Origin of the sequence: Qipengyuania sp. NPDC077563, from assembly GCF_044901345.1 — a bacterium.
Lineage (GTDB): Bacteria > Pseudomonadota > Alphaproteobacteria > Sphingomonadales > Sphingomonadaceae > Qipengyuania > Qipengyuania aestuarii.
The window spans coordinates 541004-567362 of the sequence record NZ_JBJDPC010000001.1 but is presented as its reverse complement, the minus strand read 5'-3'; the positions used below and the strand labels follow the sequence as shown (position 1 = coordinate 567362).

At 61.0% G+C, this 26359-nt stretch carries 28 protein-coding genes; 15 read left to right on the top strand and 13 right to left on the bottom strand.

Features of this window, described 5'->3' with window-relative positions; all coding sequences use genetic code 11:
• The first annotated feature begins 151 nt into the window (after positions 1 to 151).
• The 3 genes from ACI2I1_RS02815 to ACI2I1_RS02805 are packed head-to-tail and all read left to right on the top strand — an operon-like array spanning position 152 to position 7315.
• On the top strand, positions 152 to 994 hold the full coding sequence (locus ACI2I1_RS02815; RefSeq protein WP_224812068.1) for an arginyltransferase: 843 nt from the start codon (positions 152 to 154) through the stop codon (positions 992 to 994).
• Between the two features lie 28 nt (positions 995 to 1022).
• On the top strand, positions 1023 to 3113 hold the full coding sequence (locus tag ACI2I1_RS02810) for an autotransporter assembly complex family protein (RefSeq protein ID WP_404677816.1): 2091 nt from the start codon (positions 1023 to 1025) through the stop codon (positions 3111 to 3113).
• Positions 3113 to 7315, top strand: coding sequence for a translocation/assembly module TamB domain-containing protein (locus ACI2I1_RS02805; RefSeq protein WP_404677815.1), 4203 nt, complete (start codon positions 3113 to 3115; stop codon positions 7313 to 7315). Before ACI2I1_RS02810 ends, ACI2I1_RS02805 begins: the two co-directional genes overlap by 1 nt.
• A gap of 10 nt (positions 7316 to 7325) precedes the next feature.
• On the opposite strand, the gene ACI2I1_RS02800 is transcribed toward ACI2I1_RS02805, so the two are convergent.
• The 3 genes from ACI2I1_RS02800 to ACI2I1_RS02790 form a co-directional block, all read right to left on the bottom strand.
• Positions 7326 to 7907, bottom strand: coding sequence for a fasciclin domain-containing protein (locus ACI2I1_RS02800; protein ID WP_404677814.1), 582 nt, complete (start codon positions 7905 to 7907; stop codon positions 7326 to 7328).
• Between the two features lie 14 nt (positions 7908 to 7921).
• Positions 7922 to 8953, bottom strand: a complete 1032-nt coding sequence (locus tag ACI2I1_RS02795) for a hypothetical protein (RefSeq protein ID WP_404677813.1) — start codon at positions 8951 to 8953, stop codon at positions 7922 to 7924.
• Positions 8954 to 9036: 83 nt separating this feature from the next.
• The gene (locus tag ACI2I1_RS02790) at positions 9037 to 9684 is read right to left on the bottom strand and encodes a lysozyme (protein WP_404677812.1); all 648 of its coding nucleotides are present in this window, start codon (positions 9682 to 9684) and stop codon (positions 9037 to 9039) included.
• A 147-nt stretch (positions 9685 to 9831) separates the two neighbouring features.
• Here ACI2I1_RS02790 and ACI2I1_RS02785 point away from each other — a divergent pair, with 147 nt between their 5' ends.
• Both ACI2I1_RS02785 and ACI2I1_RS02780 read left to right on the top strand, forming a co-directional pair.
• Positions 9832 to 10038: a helix-turn-helix transcriptional regulator gene (locus ACI2I1_RS02785; RefSeq protein ID WP_321207876.1), complete on the top strand. Its 207-nt coding sequence runs from the start codon at positions 9832 to 9834 to the stop codon at positions 10036 to 10038.
• Positions 10035 to 10688: a hypothetical protein gene (locus ACI2I1_RS02780; protein ID WP_404677811.1), complete on the top strand. Its 654-nt coding sequence runs from the start codon at positions 10035 to 10037 to the stop codon at positions 10686 to 10688. Before ACI2I1_RS02785 ends, ACI2I1_RS02780 begins: the two co-directional genes overlap by 4 nt.
• Before the next feature lie 80 nt (positions 10689 to 10768).
• On the opposite strand, the gene ACI2I1_RS02775 is transcribed toward ACI2I1_RS02780, so the two are convergent.
• The 6 genes from ACI2I1_RS02775 to ACI2I1_RS02750 form a co-directional block, all read right to left on the bottom strand.
• A complete protein-coding gene (locus ACI2I1_RS02775) occupies positions 10769 to 11728 on the bottom strand; it encodes a PilZ domain-containing protein (RefSeq protein ID WP_404677810.1) in 960 nt (319 codons plus the stop codon).
• Positions 11729 to 11860: 132 nt separating this feature from the next.
• Entirely contained in the window at positions 11861 to 13270 is a 1410-nt protein-coding gene (gene glnA / locus ACI2I1_RS02770; protein ID WP_221542837.1) for a type I glutamate--ammonia ligase, read from the bottom strand.
• Positions 13271 to 13339: 69 nt separating this feature from the next.
• The gene (locus ACI2I1_RS02765) at positions 13340 to 13678 is read right to left on the bottom strand and encodes a P-II family nitrogen regulator (RefSeq protein ID WP_221542838.1); all 339 of its coding nucleotides are present in this window, start codon (positions 13676 to 13678) and stop codon (positions 13340 to 13342) included.
• A 174-nt stretch (positions 13679 to 13852) separates the two neighbouring features.
• Positions 13853 to 14791, bottom strand: coding sequence for an N-acetyl-gamma-glutamyl-phosphate reductase (gene argC, locus ACI2I1_RS02760; protein WP_404677809.1), 939 nt, complete (start codon positions 14789 to 14791; stop codon positions 13853 to 13855).
• A complete protein-coding gene (locus tag ACI2I1_RS02755) occupies positions 14781 to 15134 on the bottom strand; it encodes a hypothetical protein (protein ID WP_221542840.1) in 354 nt (117 codons plus the stop codon). The genes argC and ACI2I1_RS02755 overlap by 11 nt, the downstream gene beginning before the upstream one ends.
• 70 nt (positions 15135 to 15204) lie before the next feature.
• Complete coding sequence (locus tag ACI2I1_RS02750) at positions 15205 to 16593, bottom strand: leucyl aminopeptidase family protein (RefSeq protein WP_404677808.1); 1389 nt, start codon at positions 16591 to 16593, stop codon at positions 15205 to 15207.
• Between the two features lie 44 nt (positions 16594 to 16637).
• Here ACI2I1_RS02750 and ACI2I1_RS02745 point away from each other — a divergent pair, with 44 nt between their 5' ends.
• Both ACI2I1_RS02745 and map read left to right on the top strand, forming a co-directional pair.
• The gene (locus ACI2I1_RS02745) at positions 16638 to 17465 is read left to right on the top strand and encodes a PdaC/SigV domain-containing protein (protein ID WP_404677807.1); all 828 of its coding nucleotides are present in this window, start codon (positions 16638 to 16640) and stop codon (positions 17463 to 17465) included.
• A gap of 40 nt (positions 17466 to 17505) precedes the next feature.
• Complete coding sequence (map, locus tag ACI2I1_RS02740; RefSeq protein ID WP_404677806.1) at positions 17506 to 18333, top strand: type I methionyl aminopeptidase; 828 nt, start codon at positions 17506 to 17508, stop codon at positions 18331 to 18333.
• Between the two features lie 24 nt (positions 18334 to 18357).
• Here the strand turns inward: map and ACI2I1_RS02735 are convergent, their stop codons facing one another.
• Positions 18358 to 19011, bottom strand: a complete 654-nt coding sequence (locus ACI2I1_RS02735; protein WP_404677805.1) for a heme exporter protein CcmB — start codon at positions 19009 to 19011, stop codon at positions 18358 to 18360.
• The gene (gene ccmA, locus ACI2I1_RS02730) at positions 19008 to 19586 is read right to left on the bottom strand and encodes a heme ABC exporter ATP-binding protein CcmA (RefSeq protein WP_404677804.1); all 579 of its coding nucleotides are present in this window, start codon (positions 19584 to 19586) and stop codon (positions 19008 to 19010) included. Before ccmA ends, ACI2I1_RS02735 begins: the two co-directional genes overlap by 4 nt.
• 55 nt (positions 19587 to 19641) lie before the next feature.
• Here ccmA and ACI2I1_RS02725 point away from each other — a divergent pair, with 55 nt between their 5' ends.
• Positions 19642 to 19932: a 4a-hydroxytetrahydrobiopterin dehydratase gene (locus ACI2I1_RS02725; protein ID WP_221542846.1), complete on the top strand. Its 291-nt coding sequence runs from the start codon at positions 19642 to 19644 to the stop codon at positions 19930 to 19932.
• 71 nt (positions 19933 to 20003) lie between these two features.
• Here the strand turns inward: ACI2I1_RS02725 and ACI2I1_RS02720 are convergent, their stop codons facing one another.
• Positions 20004 to 20810, bottom strand: coding sequence for an SDR family oxidoreductase (locus ACI2I1_RS02720; RefSeq protein WP_404677803.1), 807 nt, complete (start codon positions 20808 to 20810; stop codon positions 20004 to 20006).
• 15 nt (positions 20811 to 20825) lie between these two features.
• Entirely contained in the window at positions 20826 to 21443 is a 618-nt protein-coding gene (locus ACI2I1_RS02715; RefSeq protein ID WP_404677802.1) for a DNA-3-methyladenine glycosylase family protein, read from the bottom strand.
• An 88-nt stretch (positions 21444 to 21531) separates the two neighbouring features.
• Here ACI2I1_RS02715 and ACI2I1_RS02710 point away from each other — a divergent pair, with 88 nt between their 5' ends.
• From ACI2I1_RS02710 to ACI2I1_RS02680, 7 genes are all read left to right on the top strand, one after another.
• Positions 21532 to 21849 carry a 2Fe-2S iron-sulfur cluster-binding protein gene (locus ACI2I1_RS02710; protein WP_404677801.1) on the top strand — a complete coding sequence of 106 codons (318 nt, stop codon included), beginning with the start codon at positions 21532 to 21534 and terminating at the stop codon, positions 21847 to 21849.
• A 42-nt stretch (positions 21850 to 21891) separates the two neighbouring features.
• Positions 21892 to 22908, top strand: coding sequence for a cysteine synthase A (locus tag ACI2I1_RS02705; protein ID WP_404677800.1), 1017 nt, complete (start codon positions 21892 to 21894; stop codon positions 22906 to 22908).
• Between the two features lie 8 nt (positions 22909 to 22916).
• The gene (locus ACI2I1_RS02700; RefSeq protein WP_404677799.1) at positions 22917 to 23306 is read left to right on the top strand and encodes a hypothetical protein; all 390 of its coding nucleotides are present in this window, start codon (positions 22917 to 22919) and stop codon (positions 23304 to 23306) included.
• On the top strand, positions 23284 to 24045 hold the full coding sequence (locus ACI2I1_RS02695) for an ABC transporter (protein ID WP_404677798.1): 762 nt from the start codon (positions 23284 to 23286) through the stop codon (positions 24043 to 24045). The genes ACI2I1_RS02700 and ACI2I1_RS02695 overlap by 23 nt, the downstream gene beginning before the upstream one ends.
• 366 nt (positions 24046 to 24411) lie before the next feature.
• Complete coding sequence (locus tag ACI2I1_RS02690) at positions 24412 to 24897, top strand: division/cell wall cluster transcriptional repressor MraZ (RefSeq protein ID WP_221542852.1); 486 nt, start codon at positions 24412 to 24414, stop codon at positions 24895 to 24897.
• The gene (rsmH, locus tag ACI2I1_RS02685) at positions 24894 to 25832 is read left to right on the top strand and encodes a 16S rRNA (cytosine(1402)-N(4))-methyltransferase RsmH (protein WP_404677797.1); all 939 of its coding nucleotides are present in this window, start codon (positions 24894 to 24896) and stop codon (positions 25830 to 25832) included. Before ACI2I1_RS02690 ends, rsmH begins: the two co-directional genes overlap by 4 nt.
• Positions 25832 to 26356: a hypothetical protein gene (locus ACI2I1_RS02680; protein ID WP_404677796.1), complete on the top strand. Its 525-nt coding sequence runs from the start codon at positions 25832 to 25834 to the stop codon at positions 26354 to 26356. The genes rsmH and ACI2I1_RS02680 overlap by 1 nt, the downstream gene beginning before the upstream one ends.
• Positions 26357 to 26359 lie beyond the last annotated feature (3 nt).

Here is a 26359-nt window from a genome sequence, read left to right as displayed (position 1 = left end):
CCGCCTGATGATCAGGTAAATTTCCCGGCCTCTTGGCGCGACTCGTGCGGAGAGGCCAATTTTCATGGTTAAGAGTCTTTTAACCCGGGCCCGCGTCATGCATAACGGCATTGTTGGCGAATAAAGCTTCGCAGCAATAAAGGACGCAGCCGTGACGGCACCCATTCGTTTTCCTCGGTTCTTCGTGACCAGCCCGGCGCCCTGTCCGTATCTGCCGGGCAGGAGCGAACGGAAGGTCTTTACCGAATTACGAGGTGAATCCGCGGATGAACTCAATGAAGCGTTGAGCCGCATCGGCTTCCGCCGCAGCCAGACGGTGGCGTACCGGCCATCGTGTCTCGATTGCCAGGCATGCGTGTCTGTGCGGGTCGTCGCCGAAGAGTTCAAGCCATCGTCGAGCCAGAAGCGGACGTTGAAAGCGAACGACGATCTTGTCGTGTCTGAATGCCGGCCTTGGGCGACCGAAGAGCAATACGCCTTGCTACGTAAATATCTCGCCGCTCGTCACCCCGGTGGCGGCATGGCAGAGATGGACGAATCAGATTTTGCGGATATGGTGGAACATACGCCCGTATCCAGCTATGTCATTGAATATCGGGAAGCGGGAGTAGGTGCCGAGCCGGGTCGTCTGGTCGGTGCATGTCTCACAGACGTGCAGGGTGATGGGCTGTCGATGATCTACAGCTTTTACGACCCTGAAATTGAGGATCGATCTGGGCTTGGGAACTACATTATTCTCGACCACATCAGGCGTGCTGCCGACAGCGGACTGCCTTATGTATACCTCGGCTACTGGGTCGAAGGGTCGGATCGGATGCAATACAAGGTTCGATACCGCCCGCTCGAGCGTCTTACACGGCTCGGGTGGGAGCGGTTTCACGATGTCGAGCAAAAGCGCCTCATCCAGAATTCCGTCCAATCGGATGGCTCGCGCAGCATCGATCCCATGCCGTCGAAGGACGGTGGCAGATTGCGGTACAAGGTCCGCGATTGACAGGTTTCGCAGTGGGCTGAAGCTGTGCGTGGCTGCGGCCGCCTTGCTGAGTTTCTCTGCGGCTGCGCATGCGCAGACGCTTGATGATCTGATTCCGGACAGCGCCGTCGAAAACCCTGATGCTTGGGCAGAGCAGGGTGCCGATCAGACGGTCGAATCCTCCGATGCCACTGCACCGGATCCCGACACGCCGATCGCCCAGCCGCCCGGTTTCGACCTGCCGTGGCCGGATGACATCGCGATCGAGGATTTCGAGCCGCTCGAACCAGAAGAGGATATCGAGTTCGCGGATCTCGATCTGGGGCAGGCCAATGTATCGTTCGAGGAGGCCGAAACCGAGCGCGTCGCCGACAATCTGCTGCTGGGTTTTCCTCAGACGGACCCGCCTTTCTCCGACCGCGGCGATTTCGTAGAGCGCTTCGAGGCTCTGTCGACGATCGAAGAGCTCGAAGATTCCGAGGCCAATCTTGCGCAGCTGGCGGCGCGTGCCCGCGAAGACGAAGAACTGCTTGGCGACCTGCTGAGGGTCTATGGCTATTACGATGGCCAGGTCATCCGCTCGATCGGCAATCTGCAGGTCGGCGATGAGGCGGCGGCGCAAACGCCGACGGTGCGTTTCGACATACTTCCGGGCGACCGATACAAGATCGGAGCGGTCGATCTTGGCAGTCTGCTTTCCGCTCCGGACGGCGCAGAGCTGCGAGATGCCTTCGAGATCTATCCGGGTGACTACCTCCAGAGCGACACGATCGTGCAGGAGCAGTTCGATCTTGATCGGGCGCTGGGCGAAACCGGTTATCCCTTCGCAGCCATCGACGCGCCCGAATTGCTGATCGACCATGAGCGTGTCGAAGGCGACCTGACCTTAAACGTGACGCCCAATGGCAAATATGTGTTCGGCGGCGTTGTCAGCAGCCAGCCGGACTTCCTGTCGGGCAAGCATCTGGCCAAGATCGCCCGCTTCGAACCCGGCGATACCTATCAGCGCAGCCTCTCTCTCGACTTGCGCCGTGCGATTACGGCGACCGGCCTCGTCTCCTCGGTCTCCGTCACTCCGCGGGAAGTAACGCCGCCGACAGGCGGTGAGCCGGGTGTCGTGGCGATGGACGTAGAACTGCAGCAGGCCAAGTTGCGCACTATTGCCGGCGCGATCGGCTATGGATCGGAAGAAGGTATTCGCATCCAGGCCAGCTGGGAACACCGCAATCTCTTCCCCCCCGAAGGATCGTTGCGCGTCCGCGGCATCGCGGGAACGCAAGAACAGCTGGCTGGCGTCACCTTCCGCAAGAACAATTTCGGTGGCCGCGACCGCGTGCTGACGCTGGATGCCTATGCCAATACGATCGACAGTCCGGCCTTCGATGCGCGCACCATAGCGCTAACGGGTGTGTTCGAGCGCAAATCGACGTTGCTGTTCCAGAAGAACTTCAGCTGGTCTGCCGGTCTGGAACTGATCGCCACGCAGGAAAGACCTCCGGTCGTCGATGGGATCCAGGAACCACGGCAAACTTATTTTGTGGCTGCGCTTCCCGGGACAGTCCTTCTCGACGAGACCGACGACCTTCTCGATCCGACCCGCGGCTTTCGTCTGGGTGGCAGGTTGTCGCCCGAAGCTTCCACCACCAATGGCGTGGAAAGCTTTTACGTGAGCAGTCAGGTCGATGGCAGCTACTACCAGTCGCTCGGTGATCGCCTGGTACTCGCCGGGCGCGCGACATTCGGCTCCATCCCCGGCGCAGACCTCCTTCAAATTGCGCCTTCGCGGCGGTTCTATGCCGGCGGCGGCGGCTCCGTGCGCGGTTATGGCTATCGCAAGATCGGGCCGGAGAACGATCTGGGCGAGCCGACCGGTGGCCGAAGCCTGGTGGAACTGGCGCTCGAAGCGCGCATCCGCACTGGTTTCCTCGATGGGGCCGTGTCGGTGGTGCCGTTCGTCGATGCGGGCTCGGTAGGACCCAACCCAACTCCTGATTTCGACGAGATCAAGATCGGGGCCGGACTGGGCGTTCGTTACCATACCGGCTTCGGACCGATCCGTCTGGATGTCGGCGTCCCGTTGACGCCTGACGAGGATGACGCGCCAGTCGCCGTTTACGTATCGCTAGGGCAGGCATTCTGATGACCGAAGTGGCAATGGAAGAGCAGGCTGCTCCAGAGCGCAAGCGTGGCCGTGGTCGAAAGATCGGAAAGTGGGCGATTATCCTCATCGCTACTCCGATTATTCTTCTCGTCGCGGCGCTGGTCTTGCTCAACACGCCGCTGGGCGAGCGGTTTCTGGCAAGCCAGATCAGCAAGCAAACATTCCCGAACGGTCTGGTTGTCCGGGTCGGTCGGATCGAAGGTAACATCTATGGGGATGCCGTGCTTCACGATGTCACCCTGTCCGACCCGCAGGGCGTATTCCTGACCATTCCCCAAGCCGAGATCGACTGGAATCCGCGGGCCTGGCTGAACAACAGGCTCGACATCGATACCTTCGCCGCGCACCGGGCCACCTTGGCGCGCCTTCCCGAATTCATTCCGAGCGAAGAAGACGGTCCGATCCTGCCTGGCTTCGATATTTCCATCGACCAACTCGAGATAGACAATCTGATGCTCGCACCCGGCATAGCGGGGGACACGGCGCAACGCGTAGATCTCGATGCCGAGGTGCAGATTGAAGATCGCCGACTGTTCGTCGATGGCGATGCGCGTCTCGGTGAGCGGGATTCGCTTGCTCTCCTCATCAATGCCGAGCCGGACGGCGACAATTTCGATCTGTCTGCGGATATCCAAGCGTTCGAGGACGGGCCCTTGGTGGCCATGCTGGGTCTTCCGCAAGCCTACAGCGCCAAGCTGCGCGGCGACGGAACCTGGTCGCGCTGGCAGGGGGCACTTCTCGTACGATCGCAAGAGAGCCGGATCGCCGCGCTTCGCGTCACAGCAAATGACGGCATTTTCGGGCTGATCGGCAAAGTGGACCCAAGCGACTTTGTGACAGGCACTGTCGCAAATGCCTTGGGCGATGACGTAGCGATAGAATCGCGCATCGCCATCGATGCACGCAAGTTCGATGGACGCACAAGGTTGATCGGTCGGGGATTGCGTTTTCGCGGCGAAGGCCTGATCGACTTGGCGGATAACGAGATTTCCAATTACGAAGTCGATGTCAGCCTGCGAGATCCGGGCCTGTTCGGCGACAGCCTGCGTCTCGAAGATGCGCAGGCATCTGCCACGCTTAATGGTGCCTTCACCGATCTGAGCATCGTTCATGAGTTGACTGTCGGGCGCCTGATTTCAGGAACAACGAATATTGCCGGACTGCGTCAGGAGGGAACAGCGCGCTACGACGGCAGCAGTTGGACGCTCCCGCTATCGATCGATGTGGGGCGTATCCAGACCGGTAATGAGCTGGTCGATCCACGTCTCGTGAACGGCAGTGGCAGAGGCCAGATCGTTCTTTCTGGCGATCAGCTGGTCGGAGACGAATTGCGGATTGCGTTTCAAGGACTTGCAGCGAACCTGGCTTTACGTGGGAACCTCAATTCCGGACGCTATCAAATTCGTGGCCCTGTGCGGGCCGATCGTCTGGCGTTGGACAATGTGGGAACCGCAGGCGGCACTGCGATGATCGATTTCGATCTCTTGCCTTCTGGTTGGAGAATCTCAGCCGATCTCGACGCACGCATTTCGCCGGTCTCCAATGACACGCTCGCCAATCTGGCCGGCCCGGCACTCCGTGTTCGCGGCGGGATCGCCACCGGAAGTGGCGCGGCGATCGACTTTCGGCAATTGCGCGTAAACTCTCAAAAACTGCGTCTAGCGATGAATGGGCAGATCGCCGGGTCGACGACGACTTTGGCCGGAAGCGGCGAGCACTCCGATTACGGACCATTTACGGTTCAGGGGCGGATCGAAAATGGCGCACCGACTGCAGAGCTGGTCTTCGCGCGTCCGGTCACCGGGCTGGAGGATGTTCGTCTGGCCATTGCCCCTAACGCTGATGGATTTTCCATTGATACCGAAGGTGGTTCGGTGCTGGGCCCATTCACCGGCATGTTGGGACTTTATTCTCCGCAAGGTGGGCCCACGCGCATCGATATCGAAAGTCTGACCGTATCCAATACCAATGTGTCGGGAGGACTTACTCTCGTGGATGGAGGTGCGCAGGGGTCCTTGGCACTGGCAGGCGGCGGCCTCGACGGCACGATCGCGCTGACGCCGCGTGACGGTGGGCAAGGAGTTGATCTGGATCTAGCGGCCCGCAATGCCAGCTTCGGCGGCAGCACCCCGCTTTCCATCGGTCGTGCGGACATCGCCGCAACCGGCGTAATTGGCGGTGGCTCTTACAATTTCTCGGGCACTGCCAATGCGCAGGGATTGCAATATGGCACTCTCTTCATCGGTAGAATGGCCGCTCAGGGAGAGGTCGTTGACGGCGTGGGCAGATTGGATGCCGCCATCTCCGGCAGACGCGGAAACCGGTTTGCGCTCGACTTGAACGCTCAATTCCAGCCCAATCGAATAGCGTTGGCAGCAGATGGACAGTTCGCAGGTCGCAAGATCACCATGCCACGCCGCGCCGTTCTCACCGCTCTCGATGGCGGTGGCTGGCAGCTGGCACCGACACAGGTGAACTATGCCGACGGCGGGGCCATCGCCTCAGGCACATTCGGCAACGACGAGACTTCGCTTGAAGTAAAGCTCGCACGCTTGCCCTTGTCACTCGTGGATGTCGTAGCCAGCGATCTTGGATTGGGTGGGACGATTTCCGGGATCGTGGACTATCGTGCGGTACGTGGAGGATTGCCGACCGGTACGGCGCGGGTGAAGCTGAACCAGCTTACCCGATCCGGATTGGTCCTCTCGTCCAAACCGGTCGACTTATCCCTTCTCGCGCGGCTTGAAGAAAGCAGTCTGGAAGCGCGCGCGGTCTTGGCGAATGAGGATATTCGGCAGGGACGTATCCAAGCCTATATCACGGGACTGCCCAGCACGGGCGATCTGACCCAGCGCCTTCGCGCAGGGCGGCTCGATGCCCAGCTGCGTTATCAGGGCGCTGCGGAAAGCCTATGGCGACTGGCCGCAATCGACGCGTTCGATCTGACCGGGCCGGCCGCAATCGCTGCCAACGCCACGGGCACCTTGGCCAACCCGCGTGTCCGCGGAACGGTGCGAAGCGATGATCTGCGGGTTCGCAGTTCTCTTTCCGGCACGGATATCCGCGATGTGACCGTGCGTGGAACGTTTGCCGGGTCCCGTCTCAACCTCACGCGATTTGCAGGATCGACAGAAAACGGCGGAACGGTAACGGGTAGCGGTATCGTTGATCTTGAAGGATTGGGCGAGCGGGTGGAAGGGCGCTTTACCGAAGTGCGTGGTCCGACGCTCGACCTGCGTGCCTCGGCGAAAGACGCAAACCTTCTCAGAGCGAATGGCCTATCCGCGACTGTGACAGGGCCCCTGCGGATCGTTTCAAACGGACTTGGCGGCACTATCGCCGGGCGTGTACGGATCAACCGCGCCAGCTGGCGCTTGGCGAGTGCAGCGGAGGACATGCGGCTTCCGGTGGTCGCGACGCGTGAGATCAATGCACCGTCGGATCGTGCCCCTGTCGTCGCGCCGGGACGGTCTTGGCGCTATCTCATCAACGCAGTCGGCAACAGCCGCATCGATGTCGACGGGATGGGACTGGACAGCGAATGGGGCGCCGACATCATTCTGCGTGGGACGACAGACGATCCGCGCATCGGTGGTTCTGCGCAGGTTGTTCGCGGCGATTATACTTTCGCCGGAACGCGGTTCGAACTTACTCGCGGGGAAATCGATTTCGACGAGAACGCGCCGATCGACCCTTCGCTGGATATCCGTGCAGAGACCGAACGCGATGGTGTCGACGTGGTGGTGAGCGTGTCCGGGACCGTATCGCAGACCGAAATCGCGTTCACCTCCGACCCGGCCCTGCCCGAGGAGGAAATCCTTGCGCGGCTCTTGTTCGGCGGCTCGATCACGACCTTGTCCGCAACGGATGCGTTGCAACTGGGGGCCGCTGTCGCAAGCCTGCGTGGCGGCGGCGGGCTCGATCCTATCAATCAGCTCCGGAGCGCCATTGGTCTCGACCGGTTGCGCATCGTGTCTGCCGATCCAGCACTGGGCCGCGAGACCGGTGTCGCCTTGGGCAAGAACATCGGCCGCCGCTTCTATGTGGAAATCATCACCGACGGACGGGGATATAGCGCGACCGAGGTCGAATTCCGCATCACCAGCTGGCTATCGTTGCTGGCAAGCGTATCGACCATCGGCCGCGAGAGTGTGGTCGCGGAAATCAGTCGCGACTACTGATCGGGAAGGCTCAGCCTTGCGGCGCGTCTTGCGGCACCAGTACGGTGTCGACGGGGATGATCACGCCATTAGTGGCTGCTGTGGCAGTGCTGGCGAAGCGAGCTGATGATCCATCGCCGTTGGACACTGTGACTGCGTCACCGTCCATCGAGAAGGTTACATCGCCGCCTCCAAGGGTGGTCATGGTCACGTCGCCGCCCTTGTCTTCGATCGCCTTGGCGATGTTTTCCGGCGTGAGGTGACCAGGCAGGATGTGTTCGCGGAGCAGCCCGACGAGGATTGGGCGCTGTTCCTCCTGCATCAGGACCTGGCCGCGATCTCCAAGGGCCTCGAAGGCGCTGTCGTTGGGTGCGAGCAGCGTATAACTGCCCGGACCATCGAAGATGGAGCCGAGTTCGGCGGAGGAGATGGCGCCATTGAGCGCAGCCATGTCCGGCAACTCATTCAGAGATGCGGCCATCGTGCGCGTACCTTCCTTCTGGGTCGAAGCGGCGCCGGCGGGTTCTTCGGACTCGCTGCTGCAGGCGGGAAGCAGGGCGAGCCCGGAAATTGCAGCAGCCAGCATCAAGGGCTTTGAGAATGTGGATTTCATGAGGTGTCTCTCGTTCAGACCAAGAGGTCGATAACTGCGGCTACAAGGCGTGTCTGGGGGTCGATCTGGAAGATCCGACCATCCGAATAACGGTACTGCCGATCCGGCGTGTCATAATACCGATCGCGGTAGGCGTAGGGCACGTTGTACACATCATAGCCGCTGGGCATCGGCTGACCGACGCTGATGTCATCACCCGTGATCAGTGCTGCAATGGACGTGATCGCAGCATCGTCAGGGGTGACGCGGTAAATAACATTGTCGGCGTAGCGGTACCGGTCGGGGCCGCCGAGATCGTAATAGTCGACATAGTAATCAGGCATGTTGTAGCTCTGATAGCCGGACGGCCAGACATTGCCGACTCCGAGCGCACCGCCGAGTAGCGGCAGCCAGCTGGAAATGCCGCCATCGTTGCCGTAGCGGACGAGATAGCCGTCATTGTAGTAGTAGTCACCGCGACGATCGTAATTGGACAGGCCAAACAGGCTGGGTCGGTAATTGTCGCCAAACAGGCTGCGCTGGTAGCGATCCTTTACCTGCCCAGGAGGATTGCAGCCGTTGTTCTTCTTGGCGAGTCCCGGAGGACAGCCGTCGATGAGACCGCGATCGCGATCACGCGAAAGCCAGCTTCCGTCACGCACGCGCCGCACATCGTCATAGGCGGTGCGCACATTGCCGTTTCCGCGATCTCTGAAGGCGTCGCGATCGCTGTTACCGTTGCCATTGCCGCGGTTGCCATTGTTCGCACGGACGGGCGCGTTGCCGTTTCCATTGCCGCGTTCGGCGCGGATGGGAGAGCGATCGGGACCACGATCGGTTTTGACCTTGGCGTTTCCGTTTCCACGGCCGTTGCCGTTACCGGGATTGGACTGAGCCATTTTTTCAGGGCCGCGGTTGGCTTTCATGCCCCCGCCATTGCCCTTTTGCTGGGCTGCGGCGGCGTTGCCATTTCCGTTACCATTTCCGTTGCCGTTGCCTTTTCCTTGGGCTGCGGCACCGCTTGCGGCGAGCGCGAGTGCTGCCGCTCCTGCCATGAGGATACGCATTTGTAATACTCCTTTGGCCTGAGAAACGGCGGGCGGCCGGAGTCGGTTCCGGTTCATCGGCGCGCAAGGTGGGCCGTGTCCCATTATTGCATTCCGTATAACCGTGCCTCTTCACGCCGGCGCCGGATCAAGCCCTTGAGAACCTGTCCGCCGGCATATCGCCATCGGGCGAATTCCTCTGCGGCCCGGTCGAACTGGCCAGCGATGTGCAGCCGCGTGAGAGTTGCGCGGCGAATGGCGCCCGTGTTGTAGTGAAAGCTCACGAGAGCATCGAATTGCTGCTGTGTGGTAGGCGCGGACCCGATCGCGGCGGAAACCTCTGCGGCGTAGCGGACGAGATCCGCTTCGAAGCGCCTGTCGCATTGCTCCTGCGACCAGACGGTCCCCGGGCGGATCCCGGGTCCGGTCGATCCCCATCCGATAGTCCAGGGAGCTCCCCCGGTGCCAGGGTCGGGATAGGCTTCATAGAGCCCGTCTGGCCGCAGACGGGCACAGGATTCGAAGCGTTGGATAAGTTGGATTCCCGCTGGGGAAATCCTACAGGATGGAGTACATGGAGCACGGTCCTGAGGGTAATTTTGCTCACCCGTTCCAGGCGCCGAATTCTGTCCGCGATGGACGTCCTGCTCCAAGGCCTGATCGATAGCGAGGTCGAGCGTCTCGACCTCGCTTTGCCGTAAGCCGCGCCCAAGCATTTGCCGGACGGTATCGAAGATAATTTTGCGGTTCATGGGCATTCCTTTCGGTTCGGGAAGGCCAAGGGATTGGGCAGATTTTTCGCGTGTAGGAAAATGGAAAATCGGGCTCGGCTGTAAAGAGCTCTTGACTGTAAAGAGCTCTTGTCAGTAAAGAGCTCTTTACAGGAAGCAGGTTGGATCGTGAGAAACCGGGTCAAGGAGCAACGCGAGGCGAGGGGCTGGAGCCAAGGTGAACTGGCTCGCCGGCTCGGCGTTTCGCGGCAGACGGTGAACGCCGTCGAAACCGACAAATACGATCCTTCGCTGCCCCTCGCATTGCGGATGGCGAAGTTGTTCGCTGTCGCCGTGCCAGATCTTTTTATCGACGAATGGGAGCCGATCGCATGACAAGCACCACAGATAGTCACGGCAAAGTGAGGAAGCTGCTTTTGCCTATCGCAGTGGGAGCTGTTGCCGGTTTCCTGGGGGCCTTAGCCTTTCTCCGGCTAACCGATCGTGGAACCGACGCCGGCCTCTCTACCTCTGCGGAAATTGCCGGGCTCACGGCCCTCATTTACATTCTCTCCGCTCTTGCAGTCCTGATCGGTACGCTTCTGCCCAATGCCGGGGCCAAGGTGCTGAACGTGGAAGATGCGGATGAACTGCGCGAGATGAAGGTCCAGCTTTGCTATAGCGCTGTGGGAATGGCTGCTTTCGGCCTGGCCCTGCTGATCCTGGCGCTTTCCGGACCTGATGGCTGGTTTACGCCCGAAGCAGGGGCCGGCTTGACCATCGCTCTGGTGGTGCTGGGCGTGCTGGTGTCGAAGCTCATGGGCCGCCATACCGACGAGCTGCAGCAGGAACTGTCACGCGATGCGATGGCATCGTCCTTCGTTCTGGTAATCCTGATTGGTGGTGGATGGGCGATCCTGGCCCACACGGGATTTCTCATCGCGCCGGGACCGCTGGACCTGGTGACGTTATTCGCTGCTACTCTGCTGGTCGCGGCGTTCTGGCAGTCCGCCAAGCGGGGGCTGCTGACACGAGGGCCCAATTGACAATCTGACGCAGCGACTGACGGGAGCGGGCTAAGCGGCAGCCGCAAGCACGACGCCGGTGGACTTACCTCGCCTTGAATTCAGGCTGCGGAGGGACGCCCATCGGCTGCCAGCAGTTCATGCAGTTCGTCAAGAGAGACGGCGCGGTGCGGCTCCTCGCATGCTGGCTGCCAATGCCCGATCCTCAGCGCCCTGATATTCAGATGATCCAGGTCGGTCTGATCTTCGTGGTTGCGCAGATGATCGAGGGCAGCCGGGTTCTGGGCCACGATTTCGGCACAGGGTTCGTCCCGCAACGCCGAGATGTCGATGGCCTTGTCGAACCTGAGATGGAGTTCCTGTGCCGCGCACCAATCGACTTTGCCGGTCATCCGTTTGGAGTAACGCAATTCCAGCGCCACTTTGGCTCCATCGCTCACGCCTAAGGGCGCCGCCAGCGAGAGGACAGCGCCGCCTTCAGAAATGGTCCGCAGTCGCACGGTGACACTGCGCCCCTCGCACGTCAATTTGCCGATCCAGACCAGCCGGGCGCGGCCATTAGCCTGGCGCGGCAGGGGCAGCGTGGATGCGTCCGCCTGATTGTTTTTATCCACGAGCGGGCCGGGCAAGACGGAGGTCAGAACGGCTTCGCAGGTTTCCTCTGCCGCAGCGAGCTCGGTATGACCGCAGAACTCCAGGCCGATCCTTCCGTCACGCATCCAGCGGACGAATGCCGCGATGGGAGGTGCGTCACCGTTCGTCAGGGAAATCTGATCGCCGCGTGCGGCAGGAATTTGCCCCGTGATCATGATCCCGTTGGCAGACATATCGAGAAGCGTGGCGTCGAAATGCGCACCCTGATGCAGGGCCCGGACGGGTCTTTCCTTCAGGGCGCTTCGGTCGTCATTGCGTTGCAGCCCGGCGCGCGAGCCGGTCCGTGCGATTGCCACTGCACCCAGGCCCGTTGCCGTGGGATTCTGCTTGCGCCTTTTCTTCAGGATGATGCGCTCGGCGCGGCCTTCATCCGCCTGTTCGCCAAGCTTCGTATGCCAGATGCTCACGCGGTCCTGCCCTGGAAAGTTTTCATCATCACGGGCGATAGGGCGGGCACCCTAAGAATTGGTATATCGTTGGCCCAACAAAAAGGCGCCCGGGTTGCCCCGGACGCCTCTTTAGTCGGTAACTCCGCTCGATCAGGCGGAATAATACATGTCGAATTCAGCCGGGCAGGGCGTTGTTTCGACGCGCAGGACCTCGTCCCACTTCAGCTCGGTATAGGCTTCGATCTGGTCCTTGGTGAAGACTTCACCCTTCAGCAGGAATTCGTGATCTGCCTCGAGCGCCTCGAGCGCTTCGCGCAAGGATCCGCAAACGGTCGGAACGTCTGCCAGCTCTGCCGGGGGCAGGTCGTACAGGTTCTTGTCCATCGCTTCGCCCGGGTGGATCTTGTTCTGGATCCCGTCGAGGCCGGCCATCAGCAGCGCGGCATAGGCGAGGTAGGGGTTGGCCATCGCATCGGGGAAACGGAATTCCACGCGCTTTGCCTTGTCGCCCGCGCCATAGGGAATGCGGCAGGAAGCCGAACGGTTGCGGGCCGAATAGGCCAGCAGCACGGGCGCTTCGAAGCCCGGAACCAGGCGCTTGTAGCTGTTGGTGGTTGGGTTGGTGAAGGCGTTCAGAGCCTTGGCATGCTTGATGACGCCGCCGATGTAATAGAGGCAGTTTTCGCTGAGGCCGCCATACTGGTTGCCGGCGAAGGTCGGCTTGCCATCGTCCCAGATCGACATGTGCGTGTGCATGCCCGAACCGTTATCGTCCTTGATCGGCTTGGGCATGAAAGTCGCGGTCTTGCCGTAGATATGCGCGACCTGATGCACGACATATTTGTAGATCTGCATGTTGTCGGCGGTTTCGACCAGCGTGCCGAAGGTGAGGCCGAGTTCGTGCTGCGCAGCGGCCACTTCGTGGTGATGCTTGTCGCATGGGAGGCCCATTTCCATCATGGTCGAAACCATTTCGCCGCGGATGTCGACGGCGCTGTCGACCGGGGCAACGGGGAAGTAACCGCCCTTGGCGCGCGGCCGGTGGGCAAGGTTGCCGCTTTCATATTCGCGGCCGGTGTTGGTCGGCAGTTCGATATCGTCGAGGCGATAGCCCGAACCGGCATAGCCGTCTTCGAAGCGAACATCGTCGAACATGAAGAATTCGGCTTCCGGGCCGACATAGATCGTGTCGCCGATACCGGTCGACTTCAGATAGGCTTCGGCGCGCTTCGCGGTCGTGCGCGGATCGCGGGCATACCATTCGCCGGTGGACGGTTCGACGATGTCGCAGAAGACGATCATCATCGGTTCGGCGCTGAAGGGATCGACATAGACACGCTCCAGATCCGGCTTCAGGATCATGTCGCTTTCGTTGATGACCTTCCAGCCGGCGATCGACGAACCGTCGAACATCAGACCGTCTTCGAGCTGGTCTTCATCGAGCGTGGATGCGACCATCGTAAGGTGCTGCCACTTGCCCTTGGGATCCGTGAAGCGGAGGTCGACCCATTCGATTTCCTCGTCCTTGATGCGTTTCAGGACGTCGTTTGCCTTTGACATGTATTGCCTCCGTTAGGGTAGTTCGTAATGCGCCCGCCGGGTTGGCGGGCAGGAAAATTCCGCGGGAAATCAGATGGCGTCGTGATCCCTCTCGCCCGTGCGAATGCGCATGGCACTTTCGATCGGGCTGACGAAGATCTTGCCGTCGCCGATCCTGCCGGTCTGCGCGGCGCCGGCGATGGCTTCCACCGTGCGTTCGGCGATGTCTGCCGGGACGATGACTTCCAGCTTCACCTTGGGCAGAAAATCGACGACATATTCGGCGCCGCGATACAGTTCGGTATGGCCTTTCTGCCGGCCGAAACCCTTGGCTTCGGTAACGGTGATGCCGGACACGCCGATCTCATGGAGAGCCTCCTTCACCTCGTCGAGCTTGAAGGGCTTGATGATCGCTTCGATCTTTTTCACGTGTCTACCGGTCCCGTGTGCTGCCGTGCGGGACGAATCCGCACAGCAACGTCATGTCATGTTTCGCGCGACGTTCCAAGAAACGTGCCAAACCCATGAACGGCTGAACGGCGTGATTTTGCCCGGGCAGCGATCGCGGCACTGCCCAAAGGCTGGTCGGCTGCTGCCTGTTTATTAGGCAGAGCCGAACTTGAGGCCGGCGGTCTCGGGCAATCCGCATAGCAGATTGAGGTTCTGGACGGCCGCACCGCTCGCCCCCTTGCCGAGATTGTCGAGCCGGGCCACGAGCCGGACATTCCAGCCGCCTTCGTTGCCGAATACGAACAGCTCCATGCCGTCGTCAGGCTCGGCCCCGGGTTCGAGGAGAAGTTCCTTTTGAGCCGGGTCGGTACACACCTTGACCACCTGCGAGCCTTCGTAGAACTCGGCCAGAGCGCCGCGCAGCGCATCGGCGTGGGGATCGTTTGGCATTGCGCCCAGATGCAAAGGCACCTCCACGATCATTCCGCGATAGACCGGCACCACGGCAGGCGCGAACAGGACCGGATGATCGAGCCCCGCATGAGCTTTCATTTCGGGCAGGTGCTTATGCGCAAGATCATAGCCATAGGCGCGGAAGCCCGGCGCCTCGCCGCTTTCGTAGCGTTCGACCAGCGCCTTTCCGCCGCCCGAATAACCACTGACCGCATTGACGGTATAGGGCCAGTCGGCCGGGACTAGTCCGGCGCGAACCAGCGGAGCGATAAGGCCGAGAAACCCGGTGGGGTAGCAGCCGGGATTGCTCACCCGGCGGGCATCGGCGACGCGTTCGGTGCCGACCAGTTCCGGAAATCCGTAGCACCAGCCTTCGGTCGTGCGATGCGCGCTCGAGGCGTCGATAACCCGCGTACCGCTGGCCGGGTCGATCAGCTCGACCGCCTCGCGTGCGGCATCGTCCGGCAGGCAGAGGATGGCGACATCGGCTTCGTTCAATGCTTCGCGGCGCGCGCCAGCGTCCTTGCGCCGGTCATCGTCGAGCGTGATCAGCGAGAATTCGCTGCGCGGCGCAAGCCGTTCTGCGATCTCGAGCCCGGTCGTCCCTGCCGCGCCGTCGATGAATATCTTATGCGGCATCGGCTGGAACCAGTGCGTCCGAAAGCGTATAGCCGCTGGGGCCTTCGGGCCCGGCAGTCAGCCACACCCAGTCACCTTCGCAGTCGAGCAGCTCCACTTCGGATCCGGCGGCAAGCGTCGCGCCTTCATCAGCGTCGCTGCGCGAACCAAGTTTCAGCGTGACGTCCCGATCGCCAAGCGTGCGCTTGATGGGGATGACATAATGCGCCGCCAGATAACCATTCGCGAGCGCGATGTGCGCCAGATCGCCGCGCAGGGGCAGCGTGCCGGGCGCAGGTTTGCTCACCGGCCCCTTCAGTCCGACTATTCCGGTAGGTAATGTGTAATCGGCCGCAGCGCTCACGTATTGGTCCCTTGATGCAAACGCGAGCGCTTAACCGCGTAGCGGCTGCGGGGCAAGCTTGGTGCTCTTTCTACGATGCAGCGAACCGCTTCTGGAGCATGTGCCATGCCGCGCGTAATCCGTAAGCATCGCCGCCCTTGGGCCGTCCCGGTTTGGCGGCGGGCCTCCAGGCGAAGGTGTCGAAATGAGCCCAGTCGAGGCCGTCGCCAACGAATTTATCGAGGAAGAGACCTGCCACGCTTGCTCCGGCGAAGGAATTGCCATGCGCATTGTTGGTATCCGCGATTTCGGAGTTCAGCCATTCGACATAGGCTTCCGGCAGAGGCAGGCGCCATGGTTCGTCATCAACCGATTTGCCGGCTTCGATCAATTCAGCCGCCGTCTCATCGCGGCGGGTCATGAGCGCGGGATAGTCCGGACCAAGCGCGACACGCGCCGCACCGGTGAGCGTGGCGAAGTCGATGATGAGTGTCGGCTTCTCCTCGCTGGCGCGGGTCAGCGCATCGCCCAGGATCAGCCGCCCTTCGGCATCGGTATTGCCGATTTCGACGGTCAGACCCTTGCGCGATTTCAGCACGTCCCCAGGCCTGAAGCTGTTGCCGGAAATGGCATTTTCGACTGCTGGAACGAGCAGATGCAGCCGCACCGGAAGCTTTGCTCCCATGACCAGTCGCGCAAGGGCGATTGCGTGCGCTGCGCCGCCCATGTCCTTTTTCATCAGCAGCATTCCGGACGAGTTCTTCACATCGAGACCGCCGGAATCGAAGCACACGCCCTTGCCCACGATGGCCAGTACGGGATCGCTTTCCTTGCCCCAGGTCAGATGCATGATCCGCGGGGCATGGTGCCGAGCGGCAGCGCGCCCGACCGCATGGACCATCGGATAATCCTGCTCCAGCTGGTCGCCGCGGGTCACGGCCAATTTGCCGCCATGATCCTTGGCGAGGCGTTCACACTGGTCTTCCAGCGATGCCGGGCCCATGTCCTCGGCAGGGGTGTTGACCAGATCGCGCACGAGGCACACCGCCTGAGCTTCCGCCATGGCGGCATCGATTTTCTGCGCTTCTTTGGTTAGAAGAATGCGCGGGCCAACGGGCTTTTCAGGTTTTTTGTAACGGGTGAAGGCATATTGAGCCGTCTGCCACCCGTGGAGCGCGGGTCCGGGTTCACCCTTGGCAAGGCGATAGGTGCCTTCGGGCAATTGTTCTGCCAGCTTTGCCAGGCACCAACTGGACAGGTTTTCAGGATTGGCTACCCCGCCAACCGCAAACCAGCCGTCGCCGTCGGGCACGATCGCAACCTGATAGCCGCTTCCGTCGAATTTCTGACCGTCCAGCGCGGCGCGCTGTCCGGCGGGAAGGGTTTTCTCCCACTCGGGAAATCCTTCGCGATTGACGAGAAAAATGGGGACAGCCTGCTGTCCGCGATCCGCCTGGATTAGGTCGGCTTTGTCGGCCATGTTAGTTTTCTTCCGATTAATCTTTCTGGTGCCAAGGTAATTCGATGTACAAGTCTCTGTTCCTGATTTCCGTGGCGCTGTCGAGCGCGGGTTGTTCGCAGTCGGCGGATGACAGCGCCGCTCCTGTCGAAGCGATGAATGCGCGCGTGGAAGCTCCCGCGACCCCCAAAACACCCGCCCAGCCAGCGGTGACCGGGACAACCTTTGAAGATGATGCGGAAAGCAATGGTGGCAAACGCACCTTCGATTACAGCTGGCCGGCTGCCGTCAATCGCATCCCGGAACTCGCAGCGCGCTTCGAGGCCGACCGCGCCAAGCAATTGGCGGAACAGAAGGACGATTGGCAGGAAGCGATTGAGACGTCGCCCGAAGAATGCGGAGCATGCAGGAACCGCGATTTCGAGAAAGAATGGAAAGTGGTCGCCGATCTCGATGACTGGCTGAGCCTTTCGGCAGACTTCTACGTCTATACCGGTGGAGCACACGGCAACCACGGCAAGAGTTCGCTGGTATGGGACCGGGAAGGCAGGCGCGGTATGAAGGGGGTCGAGCTTTTCAACTCCGCCGTTGCTCTCGAAACCGCGCTGGGCGCGAAGCTTTGCGATGCACTGGACCAGGAGCGGGCGAAACGGCGAGGCGAACCGGTTACTCGCGATGGAGAATGGTCCACCGATTGCCCGGGTATCGACGAAGCCACTGTATTGGTCGGATCCTCCGATGGCACGGCGTTCAACCGCATCGGTATCTATTTCGGCCCTTATGTTGCAGGGGCATATGCAGAAGGCGACTACGAACTGGATTTCCCGGTCACCGCTTCTGTTCTCGACGCGGTGAAGCCGCAATTCGCAAGCGCATTCAAGGTCGGGAGCTAGAGCGCTCGCAATTTCGCTCCGACATCACTAAGTGGTGCGCATGACAGAATATCAGGTAATCGACAGCGAACAGACCGTTTATCGCGATGGAACCATCAAGCTTCATGGGCCCGATGGTTTTGAGGGAATGCGCAAGGCCGGACGGCTGGCAGCGGAAATTCTCGACGAATTGACCGAGCTTGTCCGACCCGGCGTAACCACCGGGCAGATCGACGACAAGGTCCGCGAAATGACGCTCGATGCCGGTGCGGTGCCTGCAACCATGGGTTATCGCGGCTATGCACATAGCTGCTGCACTTCGATCAACCATGTGATCTGTCACGGTATTCCGTCCGACAAGGCTTTGAAGGACGGTGATATCGTAAATATCGACGTCACACCTTTGCTAGATGGCTGGCATGGCGATACCAGCCGGATGTTCTTCGCCGGGGAACCGGCGTTGAAGGCCCGCAAACTGGTGGATGTGACATACGAATGCCTCATGCTCGGCATCGAGGCTGCGAGCCAGCCGGGGGCAAGACTGGGTGATATCGGTGCGGTTATCGAATCCCACGCCAAGTCCCACCGATATGGCGTTGTGCAGGAATTCTGCGGCCACGGGGTAGGGCGGCTGTTCCATGATGCGCCGGAAGTCATTCACACCGGCCGCAAGGGCACAGGCCCGCTCCTCAAGCCGGGCATGTTCTTCACAATCGAACCGATGATCAATCTGGGCCGCCCGCAGGCCAAGATGCTCAATGACGGCTGGACTGCCGTGACGCGTGACAAATCCCTGTCCGCGCAGTTCGAACACTCGATTGCGATCACCGACGACGGGGTCGAAATCTTCACCGAAAGCCCCAAGGGTCTGCATCAGCCGCCTTATTGAGGCGAGCCATCGGCGGAACGCGATCTAATCCCGTGATGCTCGCACTGCCGCACCTGCGGCAAAGGGCGTCACGGCGACCAGCACGAGACTGATTGCCGCTGTCAGAAGAAGGCCCGAGCTGTCGGGCCGGGAAAGCGTTCCCGCTCCGAAAATCAGGATCGGGACCGCAAGCGGAATGACCATCAGCCCGGCGAGCGCAGCGCCTCCGCGCATGCTTGCCGTCAAGGCTGCCACCGTGAGACCGACCGCAGCGAGGCCCGGTGTGCCCGCCAGCAATCCCAACACGACCGTCCGGATGGTATCCGGCGACAAATTGAGCAGGGCAGCGGCGGGTAATGTGGCAAGAAGCAGCAGCGGAGCGAAGGCGAGCCAGTGTGCCAGCAGGCGGATGGCCATCGCCAATTCCTCGCTGATCCCGCGTAAATACAGCTGGTCGAGAACGCCTGCTTCCAGATCGCCCGCCACCAGTTTTTCGAGCGGCAGGATGGCTGCGAGAAGCGCGGCAATCCAGATCACGCCTCCGCCGGTGCGCGCCAGCATCTGCGCGTCGGGACCTACGGCGAAAGGGTAAAGCATCGCCACTGCGAGGAAGAAAAGCAGGGGCAAGACGCCTCGGCCGCTGCCGCCGGGCAAAAGCAAGCCGAGATCACGCCGAAGCAAGGCAAAAATGGCGGTCACCGGATGAAGCTTTCAATGGCGAGGGTTTCGCCAGCCAGTGCGATCGGCTGGTGCGAAGCGACCACGGCGATGCCTCCTTGCTCGCAATGCCTGGAAATCAACATCTCGACTGTCTTCTGCGCTTGCGTATCAAGGCCATTCAAAGGCTCGTCCAGCAACCAGATCGGACAGTCACGAGTAAGAAGGCGGGCCAGCGCAGCCCGTTTCTTTTGGCCGGTAGAGAGATAGCGCACCGGTATATCCATCAGCGGTTCGAGCTGAAGCAGTGCGTGCATTTCTCCATCTGCCAAAGAGCCGTCCAATCTCGCCCAGAATGCGAGCGCCTTGCCAAGCGGCTGGTTGATGTCGAGAGCAAGCCGCTCGTCGACCAGGCCGATTGCACCGGTGCACGATATTTCGCCAGCAAAAGGCCGGGCCAGCCCCGCCAGGATGCGCATGAGGCTGGATTTGCCGATCCCGTTCGCCCCGGTGACATGGACCGCATCGCCGCTGGCGCAGGTCAGCGACAGGCCCCGGAAGAGCAGCCTATCACCTCTACGGCAGGCGATGTCGGTTGCGATGAGCTGCGCTTGCATGGGCGGCAGCGATAGGCAAAAGGCGCGGGCACGACAAGCAACAGAGGATTCGCGCATGGCCGTCGAGGAATTGACCCCCGAAGAACGGGACAGCTGGCTAAGGGCGCTCCCGGAATGGTCGCTTTGCCGGGAAGGCAAAGCGATCGAACGCGCTTTCGAATTTGCCGACTTCGCCGAAGCCTTTGCCTTCATGACACGCATCGCGATCATTGCGGAGAAGCGCGATCACCACCCTGAATGGTTCAATGTCTACAACAAGGTCGAAATCACCTTGACCACGCATGATGCGGGCGGGCTCAGCCTGCGCGACGTGAACATGGCGAAGAAGATCGACAAGCTGGTGTAGGCAGAACGCCTTGGGCCGGGCTCCATTCTGTCCCGGCCCAGGCGGTCACTGTCTTCAACCTACCGTAGTGCTCAGCGAAGCAGCGGTCTTGCGGCCGAGCGCGTCTGTTTCCGCAGCCGGCCTGGCAGCCAGCGCGCGCCGAAGGCGAGGGTCTTGGCGGTCTTGCCGACGGTGGTGTGCAGCTTTTCGCCATGCACCGCATCCCACGCCGCCTTGGCCACTTCCTCCACCGGCGTGATCTCCAGGCCTGCGTCCATGACGCGGCGGCGGATCATGTCATTGCTCATCGCATTGGCATTGTGATCCAGCAGTGGTGTATCGATGAAGCTGGGCATGATCGAGCGTACCTTGATCCCATCTTGCGCCCATTCGGCATCGAGACTTTCGGTTATGGCGCGAACGCCGAACTTGGTGGCCGAGTAAACACTCGCACCTGGCGTCCCGTAAATCCCGGCTGCACTTGCCGTGTTGAGCAGGCAGGAGCCGGGCGCAGTTTGTTTCAGGTGGGGATGGGCTGCTTGCGCCCCGAAGAGTACGCCCTTGAGATTGATGTCGAGACAGCGCGTGATTTCCTCTTCATTGTTTTCGATCAAAAGACCACCGAGGGGAATACCGGCATTGTTGGCTACGACATCGATCCGGCCGCCGGCTGCAGTTGCAAAACCGTCGAGCGCGCGATCCCAAGCGGCGCGATCTCGCACATCCAGCGCTTGCTGGAACACGAACCCATGCCCGACCATGTCGAGGGTTTCGCGCATGCCGGCTTCGTCGATGTCGGCGAGGCCGACGAAATAATCCCGTTGCCCGAAATAGAGTGCGATGGCGCGGCCGATGCCGGATGCGCCGCCGGTGACGAAGATTGCCTTGCGCTGGCTCATAGAATCTCTCCCAATCTATAATGCCGGATCGGCATAGGCATGCCAGGTGAAGATGGCCATCGCCCCGCGATAGGGCCGCCAATTTTCCGCCAAGGCGCGTGTCTCTTTCTCGCTCGTCCGCTCATCAAGGCCAAGCAGCTTTCCGCACGCGGCCTGAACGGCTAGGTCGCCCGCCGGCCAGATGTCGGGCCGGCCTTCGGCGAAGAGGAGGTAGATTTCCGCCGACCACCGGCCAATTCCCTTGATCCGGACCAACTGGGCGATGGCTTCCTCGTCATCTGCAGGAAGATTTTCCAGATCGAGCTCCTCGCTGACAACCAATTCGCACAGCGATCGTGCGTAGCCCTGCTTCTGACGGGACAGGCCGCATCCGCGCAATGTGTCGAAGTCGCGCGCGAGCAAATCGCCTGCGGGCATGTCCTCCCCGAGTTCGGTTTCCAGCTTCTGCCAGACCGAGGCTGCTGCTGCCACGCTGACCTGCTGGCCAACGATCGTCCGTAACAGAGTTCGGTATCCGGTCGGGCGAATACGTTCTTCGGGGTAGCCGACGCGGTCGATCGCGGCTGCTACAAGCGGGTCGCCACAGGCAATTTCATCGAGGTGCGACCGGATGGTCGCTGTCGTCAGACCCATGGCTTTGGCTTGCCTTCCCGTATCGCTTTGAATAGCAGCAGTCCGCATAGAGCCCGTCCGGCGGGCATGGCAATACAGGATACAATGGATGCCCAAGCTGATCGTCACTACCCGCGAAGGCGAAACATCAGAGATCGAGGTCGAGACCGGCCTGACTGTCATGGAAGCCATTCGTGACAATGGTTTCGACGAGCTGCTGGCCTTGTGCGGCGGTTGCTGTTCGTGCGCCACCTGCCATGTCCATGTCGATCCGGAGTTCGCGGACAAGCTGCCGGAAATGAGCGAGGATGAAGATGACCTTCTCGAGAGCAGCGATCACCGGTCCGATACTTCCCGCCTTTCCTGCCAGATCCCTTTCGGTGCAGAGCTGGATGGACTGAAGGTTACTATCGCACCTGAAGATTGATGTTGTTTGCCGCTGCGGCATCGCGCGCCTAACTCGGCCAGCATGACTCAAATTCCCGTACGCGAGCAGACGCTCGACCTCATCGGCAATACCCCGCTCGTCCGCCTGGCGGGCCCCAGCGCGGAAGCCGGTTGCGATATTTACGGCAAGTGTGAATTCGCCAATCCCGGCGCGTCCGTAAAGGACCGTGCAGCGCTTTATATCATCCGCGATGCAGAAGCGCGCGGAGACCTGAAGCCGGGCGGCACGATCGTCGAAGGTACCGCCGGAAATACCGGCATCGGCATTGCTCTGGTTGCCAATGCACTGGGTTATCGCACCATCATCGTGATGCCCGACAACCAGTCAGCAGAAAAGATGCAGACCCTTCGCGCCCTTGGCGCCGAACTGGTGACTGTACCCCCCACGAAATATGCCGACCCCAACCATTTTCAGCACGTCTCGCGCCGGATGGCGGAAGAAACCGACGGCGCGATCTGGGCGGGGCAGTTCGACAATACGGCGAACCGCAAGGCACATATCGAAGGCACAGCGAAGGAAATCTGGCAGCAACTGGATGGCCGGGTCGATGGCTTTACCTGCGCAGCCGGAACCGGGGGTACCATCGCGGGCGTGGGCATGGGGCTCAAGGAATTCGACGAAGACGCGGTGATCGCGCTCACCGATCCGCACGGTGCCGCTCTCTTCAACTATTATGCCCATGGCGAGCTGAAGAGCGAAGGTTCGTCCGTGGCCGAGGGGATCGGCCAGGGGCGCATCACCGGAAATCTGGAAGGTGCGCCGATCGATACCCAGTTTCGGATTTCCGACGAAGAGGGCCTGCAATGGGTCGCCCGGCTCCTGCGCGAGGAAGGGCTGTGCCTCGGCCTTTCGAGCGGCATCAATGTCGCCGGTGCCGTGGCGCTCGGCAAGAAGCTGGTGACTGAAGGTCGGGAAAAGCCGCAGGTGGTCACCATTCTTTGCGACACCGGCTTCCGCTACCTCTCGACCCTCTACAATCCGGAATGGCTTCTTTCGAAAGATCTGCCTGTTTTCGACTGGCTTGAACTGAAAGATTGACGCGAAGCGTGGCAGTGCCCAAGATTCCCGGCATGCCACGATCTCTTGATCTCACCCGTAACACACCCACCGTCGGTGAGCCTACTGATGTTCCGCTTGCGGGAACCCGCTCCCAATCGATGCAGCGGCTTCAGATCGGCATTGGGGGGATCGTGCTCATGGTGCTGCTGGTCGGGCTTGCGAGCCTTATTCAGGACCGCATGCTCGAGGTGGACGCCGCTGCTGTACCCGCAGCTGCGCCCACCACGGAGCCGAGCCAGCCGGTAAAGCAGAATGATCCTCTGGTCGAAGCGGGGGTCGTTCCCGATCTTCCCCAACCATCGGCTCCTTTGCCATCGCAGTCTCCGGCTCCGCTTCCGGAACAGGGCGTTCCCGATGCTCCAGCTTCCCAGCAGTAAGACCATCGCGGCGCTTCTTTCGCTGGCATTGGCCGGATGCAGTGTGCAGTCGGCGCAAAGCGATCCTCCGGAAGAAGCGCGGCAGGACACTGCCAGAACTGAAATCGGCTTGTTCACCACCCTCCCGATTTACTGGGGTGAAGGCGGCGACATCGCTTCGGTGCTGAATGGGCAGGTCGAGGATGGGTGGGTGCGTCAGGCGCTGGAGCAGAACAGCGAGATTTTGCCGCTCGATACTCTGGAAGCAGAAGCGCTGAACGGGTTCGATCAGGTCCTTCTTGCGCAGCCGCGCCCACTCGCGCCTTCGGAAAACGTAGCGTTCGACAATTGGCTAAGGGAAGGCGGCCAGGCACTTATCTTTGCCGATCCGGTGCTGACCCAACACAGCGATCATCCACTGGGAGATCCGCGCAGGCCTCACGACATGGTGGTCATTTCACCCATTCTGGCGCGGTGGGGTTTGGACCTTGTTTTCAACGAAGAGCAGCCGAGCGGCGAGCGCTTCGTACCTTCGAAAGGTAGCAACCTGCCGGTCGAACTTGCGGGTCATTTCGAGCCGCTCGATGAGGCCGGATATGCAGACTGTGACTTATCCGCGGAGGGGCTGGTGGCAGATTGCAAGATTGGCGAGGGCCGGGCCCTGCTCATCGCCGATGCCGCACTTCTGGATGATCACCATCCTGACGCGGCACGCAAGAGCGCTCTTGTGAGCTTGATCGACCGAATATTTCACCGCTGAGAATCCCCCTTCGGGGATTTCACGGGACAGCGCGCGGGATTTGACGGGAAAGCCTGTCGAATGACCGGATAACCACGCGATTCTCTCTAAATTCTGCGGGAATTAGTTAATGGGCTGGTAAAGTTCTCAAGGGCGCCGGCAATAAAAACGCTCTTATTTTCAATTACTTGAAAATCTATCCCGCAAAATCCCGTAATTTTCCCTTCCATCCCCGCCAGTCCCGATATAAACCCACCACACATCGGACATGCCATTGTCTTTGCGTGCGACGCCGAGAGGTTTCGGACGCCGTGGAAGCGCGTGCTTTTGCGGGCGGGAGAGGTGTGTCGATGGGGAGGACGCTAACGCAAGCTGGGGAACGGGGAAGTGCAATTTGGAGGGTACAGCGGACAAGCCTATTCGCCTGCGGGCGATAAGGGCCGCTTCGTGCTCCCTCCGCTTTTCCGCAAAGCTGTGAAGGAAAGCTCCGATGGTCGGGTTCTGTGCTTGATGAAGCACCCCACCTGGAACTGCCTCGTTGGTTTCGGGCTCAGCCGCAAGGAAGAACTGGACGCGCAGCTCGATCGCGAAGAAGAAATCGCTGTCCGCGTCGGCAAGGACTTCGATCGCGATACGCGCGCCAGCCAGCTGTTTGGCTTCATTGAAATGCCATTCGACGACAGTGGCCGGTTCGTGATGCCTGATCATCTCCGCTCGCTCGGCCAGATCGAAGACGGGCTTTATTTCCAGGGTGGTGGGCGCTTTTTCACTCTCTGGAACCCGGAAGAGCTCGCCAAGATGGGCGATGATTGGGCAAGCGCGAAGGCGGCCTGCGAGAGCTTGCTGGCCGATGCCAAGGCTAAGGGCAAATGAGCGCTGCGCCTCATATCCCGGTCCTCCTCGATGAGGTTGTTGAAGCGCTCGACCCGCAGCCGGGCGACGTGCTGATCGATGCGACCTTCGGTGCGGGAGGATACACGCGCGCCCTTCTCGAGCGCGGGGCGACGGTGCATGCCTTCGACCGTGATCCCGACGCAATTTCGGCTGGTCGCGACTGGTCGGAAGCAGAGGGTAACTCTGCGCGCCTCGTCCTTCATCCCCATCGTTTTTCCGAAATGTTGGATGTCATGCGTGCTGCCGGCGTCGAGAGCGTCGACGGTGTAGTGATGGATATCGGCGTTTCCTCGATGCAGCTCGATCAGGCGCACCGCGGTTTTGCATTTTCTGCCGACGGCCCGCTCGACATGCGCATGAGCCAGGAAGGCGAGAGTGCGGCCGACTTCCTCAACAACGCGGACGAAAGCCTGATCGCCGACGTCATCTACCAATATGGCGAAGAGCGTCAGTCGCGCAGGGTTGCGCGCGCAATCGTCGCTGCGCGCCCTCTGGGAACCACTGGCGAACTGGCGGCCGTGGTGCGCAAGGCGCTGGGGTACAAGCCGCACGACAAGAAGGACCCGGCAACCCGGACCTTCCAGGCTATCCGAATTTACATCAATGGCGAGCTCGACGAACTGACGCAGGGTCTGTCGGCCGCCGAACAGTTGTTGTGCGATGGTGGCCGCCTCGCGGTGGTCAGCTTCCACAGCCTCGAAGACCGGATCGTCAAGCGCTTCCTGCGCGAGGCATCCTCACCCCCGAGAGCCTCGCGTCACGTCCCCATGGCGGTGCAGGTCGATCCGGTCTTCTCCCCCATCTCGAAAGCGATCAAGCCGACCGAGGCTGAGATCGACCGCAATCCGCGTGCGCGCTCATCGGTGCTGCGCCACGCGGTCCGCACATCCACTCCGGCAAGGGAGGCCGCATAATGGCCCACACTTCGCGCATTCGCCAGATCGGCTGGTTGCTGATTCTCAGCATGTGCGGCGCGCTGTTTCTCGCCCTGACCTTCAAGGTCAACGCGGTGAAAAGCGACGTGCGCCTGCTCGAGCGCCAAATCATCGCTTCGGAACGGTCCAAGCTGATGCTGGAAACCGAATTCCAGACCCGTGCGAGCCAGATGCAGCTTGCTGCATGGAACCAGGTCGAATTTGGATATTCCGCGCCACGTGCGGACCAGTATGTCGAGCACGAGCGTCAGCTGGCGGTTCTGGGTACACCCCGCGGCCTGGACGCGCCGCAACCGATCCGCGTGGCCAAGGCCGATACTACTCCATCGGAAAACGAAGGGCTCTTTGAAGACTGGCTGGGAGACGACGAGCAGGGGGCCGAAACCATTGCCTTGGCCGCGGCTCACGTTGACGAGCCTGCCCAGCGCTTCGCCAACAGTCTTGCCCAGCGCCTATCCCGGCCGGCAGCCGCCTCGGTCGCGATGGCGGAGGTAGGTCGGTGAACG